Origin of the sequence: Brachyspira pilosicoli, from assembly GCF_019402445.1 — a bacterium.
Lineage (GTDB): Bacteria > Spirochaetota > Brachyspiria > Brachyspirales > Brachyspiraceae > Brachyspira > Brachyspira pilosicoli_B.
The window spans coordinates 1-4,075 of record NZ_SRZM01000052.1 but is presented as its reverse complement, the minus strand read 5'-3'; the positions used below and the strand labels follow the sequence as shown (position 1 = coordinate 4,075).

Annotated in this window: 4 protein-coding genes; 2 read left to right on the top strand and 2 right to left on the bottom strand. The window is 29.2% G+C overall.

The window, feature by feature from the left end:
• Nucleotides 1–54 precede the first annotated feature (54 nt).
• Both E6A48_RS02315 and E6A48_RS02310 read right to left on the bottom strand, forming a co-directional pair.
• Nucleotides 55–597: an epoxyqueuosine reductase QueH gene (locus E6A48_RS02315; RefSeq protein WP_219708365.1), complete on the bottom strand. Its 543-nt coding sequence runs from the start codon at nt 595–597 to the stop codon at nt 55–57.
• A 45-nt stretch (nt 598–642) separates the two neighbouring features.
• Entirely contained in the window at nt 643–1,866 is a 1,224-nt protein-coding gene (locus E6A48_RS02310; RefSeq protein ID WP_258018518.1) for a DUF6175 family protein, read from the bottom strand.
• Between the two features lie 203 nt (nt 1,867–2,069).
• Between E6A48_RS02310 and E6A48_RS02305 the strand changes: the two genes are divergently transcribed.
• Nucleotides 2,070–2,384: a hypothetical protein gene (locus E6A48_RS02305; protein ID WP_219708363.1), complete on the top strand. Its 315-nt coding sequence runs from the start codon at nt 2,070–2,072 to the stop codon at nt 2,382–2,384.
• 172 nt (nt 2,385–2,556) lie between these two features.
• On the top strand, nt 2,557–3,990 hold the full coding sequence (gene nhaC, locus E6A48_RS02300) for a Na+/H+ antiporter NhaC (RefSeq protein ID WP_219708362.1): 1,434 nt from the start codon (nt 2,557–2,559) through the stop codon (nt 3,988–3,990).
• The last annotated feature ends 85 nt before the right edge of the window (nt 3,991–4,075 follow it).

Sequence of the window (4,075 nt, the reverse complement as noted above, 5' to 3'; positions counted from 1 at the left end):
CGCACAGCGAAGGCGGGAAAAAGTTGAATAGAATAAAAAATATATTAATAAATTTTAATTTCTTATGCTAAACTCGCATCCGCAGTAATGCTGTCTATAAAGTCCTGCCTCATTAGCTATTATATTAGTCTTTTTAAATCCGTCTTTTTTCTTAAAATCTATATGCAAATATTCTATATTATCATATTTAGAAGAAATAGAATTACCTATCATCTCTATAGCCTTGCTGTTTTTATGCGGGCTCACACTCATAACGGTAGTAACATATTTTGCATTAATACTATGAGCATATTCAAAAGCCTTAGCTATTCTATGCTTAAAACAAATATTACACCTTGCCCCTTTTTCAGGCTCATTCTCAAAACCCTTTATATCATTATACCAATCTTTTATATACGCCTCATTTTCCTCTATATGTATGTCTATGTTATTATCTTGAGTAAACTTTATAAACTCATCTCTTCGCCTGTTATACTCTTCTATAGGATAAATATTAGGGTTATAAAAATAAAAAACCGTATCATAATCTTCAAGTAAAGTTCTAGGATAACACATACAAACAGCACAGCATGTATGAACAACTAATTTATCTTTCATTTTTTTATCGCACCAATTATTTATTATTATCTCTTTATAATACTTTTATCTTTTGTTGGCTTTTAAATTAATGGTCTTGTCATCAAAACTATTTATAATTATTTGATAGCCCATATTTTTAGCCTTAGCATTAATATCAACGGCTAAATCTCTGCTGCTTCCAACATACTGCACAACATATCTTGATGAATCTCCGCTTATTCCTCTGTTATAAACACTTTTAAGATTTTCTATATTTTTTTTAAGAGCCTCTTCAAAACCTATAGAATCAGTAAAATCAAGACCTGTAACATATATAGTATATTCAGTACCATTTTGAACTTCGCTCTGCCACTTATTTACTATTTGATTAATAAAATCTTCAGAAATAGAATCAGCTGATTTTACCAAAGCAATAGAATGAGCATCTTTTTCGCTTCCGCCTACCCCTCCAGCTTGATGAGTAGCACGAGCTATAGTACTATAATCAGATACATTTACAGCAGTAATGGCAACATCACTTCTAAAACTCTTTAAAGCAGTACCTTGTATAGTTGTAAAATAAGCAGCATCAGCCTTGCCAAGTATAGCAATCTGAGCCCCTGTAGCTTCTGCTATTTTTTTTACAGTAGATGATGAATTATCAGAATAGCTAATATTTTCACTTCTTACAACATTTCTTAAAGAACTTGCACTTACAAATTTAAAACCCTTATCGCTCATATTTTTTTCAAGTTCCACATTAAATGCATCGCTTAATTCGCCATTATCATCAGTAACAAGCACAACTATTAAAGGCATATTTTTTCTGTCTAACAATATACCCATAGCTTGCAAATTATCCTGAAGCATATCAACTCCAACAACAGCCTCTATTTTTGCATACCATACAGATGAGTTTTTTGAAATGGAAAGCACTTTATAAGAAGAAATATATCCAGTAGTGTTCTCATATATTTTAGAGCTTATAAGTCTGCTGTTTTCAACCAAAGTAGTACCATTAACTATAGAACCAACAGCTTGTTCAACAGCATTTCTTTTAGCACTTTCTAAAGCCCTATCTATAGCATTAGCCTCTCCTCTATTATCAGAAGAAGCAAATCCTTCAGCTACTATCTTTGTAGTTTTACCGCCTTTAAAATCTGGGTTCTTCCAATTATTAATAACGCCTATCTCACCAGTATCCTCACCTACAAGCACTCCGCTTTGAGTACTCTTCGAAGTGGTTGCACATGATATAAAAAATAACATTAAAAAGGTTGCTAAAAATAATTTATATAATTTCTTCATAAAACTCATAAACCTAAAAAATATTTTCTAATAAATATATATTATAATCAAAGCATTATTTTTTCAAGCAATAATAATTTACAAAAATTTAAAACATTATAAGTACTAAATAATAAAATTTTAACATAAAAACCAACTATAATTCATTGAATTTTTTTATAAATTGATAAACTATTAATTATATTTATTATAAGGAAAAGAAAATGCCAAAAGAAATAGTAATAAGATTCATTGAAGTTAAATGCTGGAAATGTAATGAAAAATATAATATATATTATGTTATGCCAGATGAAAAAGATTTTAATGACAATTTTATATTTAATAATGAAGTAATATCAAAGGCAAAAGAATTCATCAAGAAAAATAATCTTATATTTGGTGATATCAAAGAAAGATACAGCAACACAAGAAATGAAAAATATCTTTCTTTTGGTTGTCCTAAATGTGATGCAATATTAGGGGATTATTATTTAAAAGAAATAATATTTGATACAATCTATGATGATAAAGGTTTATAGATGACATAAAGGTAACAATTAATATATAATAAAAAATATTATATTTATTTACACAAAATATTTTCAATATATCAAAGCTATTTTTTAATACATATATTCTTGTAATTAATAATTAAATATTGTTGACTAAAAAACTACTTAATTATACTATATAATAAAGGCTTAATCTAAAATGAATAGTAAAATAAAAAATATACCAACCTTCTGGAAACTATTTCCACTTATTTTTATACTCATCACAGTTTTAATATTCACTGTAAAATATGGAGTTCCAATAGAATTCTTGCTCACAATAGGAACATTAATAGCATGCATAACTGCATATTTTGCTGGATATAAATGGAAGGACATGGAAAATGCTTTCATCAAAAAAATTGTTGATACTTGGCTTGGTGTACTTATATTCATATTAATAGGTATAGTAGTAGGCTCTTGGGTATATTCTGGAACTGTGCCTATGCTAATATACTATGGCATAAAACTTATTCACCCATCTTTTATACCCGTAATGGCTTTTATTGTAACATCATTTCTTTCTATATTTACAGGCACTTCTTGGGGTTCTGCTTCTACTGCTGGAGTTGCATTCATTGGTATTGCTCAAGCTACAAACACCCCTCTTCCATTGGTTGCTGGTGCTGTTATAAGCGGGGCATATCTTGGCGACAAAAACTCTCCTATATCTGACACTACTGTTTTGGCTGCTTTAGGTGCTGGCACTACTTTACAAAACCATATAAAAACTATGCTTGTAAACACTATTCCTTCTGCAATACTTGCGGCTATTGTTTTTACAGTATTAGGTTTTAATGCCGCTCCAATTAATTCTGATATTCTAAACCTAAAAGAAGCTAGCGAAATATTAACTTCATTAGAAAATATTTATAATTTTAATATATTATTACTCATTCCTCCTATATTTGTACTTATTGCAAGTGTAAAAGGGGTTAATCCTGTAATCACTATGTTTATAGGAAGTTTGCTTGCAATAATATTAGGAGCTTTTATTCAAAACTTTGGTTTTATTAATGCTATGAAATCATTTGTAACAGGTTTTAATATATCAATGTCTCCTACTGTTAATCCTGAAACTGTGCCTCAAAACCTTCATAGTCTATTAAACCGAGGCGGTATGATTAGCACTATGCCTAGTGTATTGTTTTTAATATTAGCACTAACCTACGGAGCTATGCTTGAACTTTTAGGTACTTTTCAAACATTAATAATATTATTGATAAAAATAACTAAAGGAAGAAGAAGCTTAATATTTATCACATGGCTTACAACATTTACTATAAACTCAGCATTAAGCAGTTTACAATTTACTTTCTTAACTTTGGGAAATGTGCTTCAAACGGTATATGATAAATATAATATCAACAGAGGCGTTCTCTCAAGAACTATGGAAGAAGGAGGAACACTTACTGAAGTTCTGCTTCCTTGGACAATTACAGGTGTTTATATGACTACCATACTTGGAGTGCATACTTTAGAATATATGCCTTATTCGTTTTTTAATTTAATAAGTATATGTATATCATTTATCTATATGCTCACACTCCCGAAATTCGCTGTACCAATCAATAAAGATATTTTAAAGAATTAAAACATATTGCATAACAAATAAATTGAACTATACTGAAAATTTTTAAGTTTCTCAAATTTTTTATTCAACTTTTTCCCGCCGCAAA